General features: G+C 34.4%; 3 protein-coding genes. All 3 read right to left on the bottom strand.

The features are described 5' to 3' along the window. A partial coding sequence (locus AC1DG9_RS26270; RefSeq protein WP_477635594.1) for a DUF3347 domain-containing protein occupies positions 1–253 on the bottom strand: 253 nt, incomplete at its 3' end. Between the two features lie 184 nt (positions 254–437). Then, positions 438–941, bottom strand: a complete 504-nt coding sequence (locus AC1DG9_RS26275; RefSeq protein WP_172663191.1) for a hypothetical protein — start codon at positions 939–941, stop codon at positions 438–440. Positions 942–1,082: 141 nt separating this feature from the next. Further along, the gene (miaA, locus tag AC1DG9_RS26280; RefSeq protein ID WP_172663192.1) at positions 1,083–2,021 is read right to left on the bottom strand and encodes a tRNA (adenosine(37)-N6)-dimethylallyltransferase MiaA; all 939 of its coding nucleotides are present in this window, start codon (positions 2,019–2,021) and stop codon (positions 1,083–1,085) included. Between the last annotated feature and the right edge of the window lie 68 nt (positions 2,022–2,089).

Here is a 2,089-nt window from a genome sequence, read left to right on the forward strand (position 1 = left end):
AATTAGTAAGGCTGGTCTTTAATTGTGTTGCAGCTTTTTGGGCATCTTCAAACTTTGATTCTACTAAAGCATCTTTTAAATAGATATAACCATCATAAATATTTTGAACTTTACTATCGGTTAATTCAACAACAGCAGTAGTAGCTACCTTACTTTCAGATATATTATCTGTTGWGGCTTGCGTATTTGTTTTATCTGTATTTGTACAAGACAGAGCCATTAAAAGCACTCCGGCCGCAAGATATTTTTTCATACTTTATCTATATTTTTATGAATCTATGAATCTATTGTAGCTCTAAAATAGCAAAATCATGCTTGTACAGGCCTAAAATAGCTCCATTGCATTGTTTTTTGGTTAAAATACCTATTTTATATTTAAATAACTAAAAAAGCCCCTGAAAAATTCAGAGGCTTTAAATAAATATTCAATTTCAGCATTATAACTTGAACCCGTAAGCTACACGTAAAGCTACTTGTCCTAAATTTCCTCCTCCTTTTGAAAGTCCTTCATATTTCACTCCCAAATCCAAACCATTGCTCCATGAATAACCTAATGCAGGTGAATAAAGAAACGAAGTTCCTGAACCATTGGTAACTCCGAAAGCAGCTCCCAGTTCACCTAAACCGTAAAGACCTGAACCTGTTTCATCAAAGAATATTTTCACACCAGCTTTTAGTGGAATATAACCAAAATCAGGCACATCAACTCCTGCCACTTCTTTTCCAAGAAAATGAGTATAACCTGTAGTTACAGGAATAGATATTTGTTTCGATACGTCAAACTGAAGTCTGGCATCAGCCCCTAAAGCAAAACTATAACCATCGTTCGTTGGAACACCCAGGTTCACTCCAATACCTAGTTTTTGAGCACTGGCATTAGTGGTAAAAAATAACGCCACTGCAGCTACTGCAGTCGCAAAGAATTTTGTAGAATTTTTCATTTGATCGTTTATTTAAATTTAATGCATAGTTTTTTTGCTATACACCTGATCATTTACAAATTGCATGCCATACATTGAAAAGAAATATATTATTATACGAATAACAACTTTTAAATAACACTAACAATTATATCACATAGCTTAACTACGATCCTTATATTTCAATTTATAAATACTTAGAACACCATCAAGTAACTCATCCGGATTTAACTCTGTATTAAACCAGTTTATTTTAACACCATCCTTCTCCATCTTCCTAAAAAAGGTCATTTGGCGTTTTGCAAATTGGCAAATCGCTATAGCAAGTCTTTCTTTTAATTCCGAATAGCTAAGCTCATCGAAAAGATAAGCTGCAATAAATTTATACTCCAGGCCATAAAAAACAAGATCTTCTTTAGTAACTCCTTCAGCAATTAACCCTTTCACTTCATCTATCATACCTTCATTAAACCTAAGCTCAAGACGATTGATCACTTTCTGTCTCCGCAACTCAACATCCGATGTCAAACCAATCACCAGTGGATCAATTCCAGGTCTTTCAATTGATTGCAAATCGTTATGTATCAGGTATTCTGCAATCTCAATTGCCCTGATCATTCTTTTATGGGATGATTGATCTGCCTGTTTTGTAAATTCGGATGGATAAGCAGACAACTTGTTCCTTAATAACTCATTGTTCAGTTCTTTTAAGGTGTCCCTCAGTTCACTATTTACTGGTATAGCGGTGTATTCATGATTTTGAAGAATACTGTGAACATACATCCCTGTACCACCACAAAGTATAGGAAGTACATTTTGGTCAGTTAATTTCTGAAAAATAGCAAAGAAGTCCTCTTTAAATTCGTTTACGTTATATCTTTCTCCTGCTTGTTTAATATCGATCAAATGATATGGAATAATTTTTCCATTCACCGCATACTCACTAAGATCTTTGCCAGTACCAATATCCATACCCCTAAAGATTTGCCTGCTATCTGCACTGATTATCTCGCCATTTAGCGCTTCGGCCAATTTCACAGCGAGCTTGGTTTTACCAGATGCAGTTGGCCCCAAAATGATCAACAAAGGATTTTGATGCATTATAAGTATAAAATATATTTTAAATTACCAGTATTATAAATCTCTAAATACTCCTCTTGGATAAACTC

It is taken from the genome of Pedobacter sp. 05L430, assembly GCF_056397585.1.